This is a genomic window from Pseudomonas sp. SIMBA_068, from assembly GCF_046534705.1.
Lineage (GTDB): Bacteria > Pseudomonadota > Gammaproteobacteria > Pseudomonadales > Pseudomonadaceae > Aquipseudomonas > Aquipseudomonas putida.
Genome location: NZ_JAWRYI010000267.1, coordinates 1 through 304, shown reverse-complemented (window position 1 = coordinate 304; position 304 = coordinate 1). Strand labels below are relative to the sequence as shown.

The 304-nt window shown below is 68.4% G+C and carries 1 pseudogene; it reads right to left on the bottom strand.

Annotated elements, in window-relative coordinates:
* Positions 1–304 (bottom strand): annotated as a pseudogene (locus tag SB756_RS29125) (Asp/Glu racemase); the annotation flags it as partial.

Here is a 304-nt window from a genome sequence, read left to right as displayed (position 1 = left end):
CTGGACGACCAGGTCGGTCAGCGGTTTCATGTACGGCGCCATCAGCGCGATACGGCGGGCGCCCAGCGTCTTCAACCCGTCCACCAGCGCGCCGGCCGACGTCATGACCGGTGCGAGGCAATGGTTGGCGCGCGCGACCTCGGTCAGTTCCAGTTCGGTCTCGCGGTGATAGCCGAGGCCCATGGCCATGATCGCGACGAGGCACGCGGTGCTCATCACGTCCACGCGGGCGTCGGCCAGTTCGGCGGCACAGCGCAGGCCCTCCCGGTTCATCGCGGCCAGTTCCTCCTTCGTGACCTTGTGC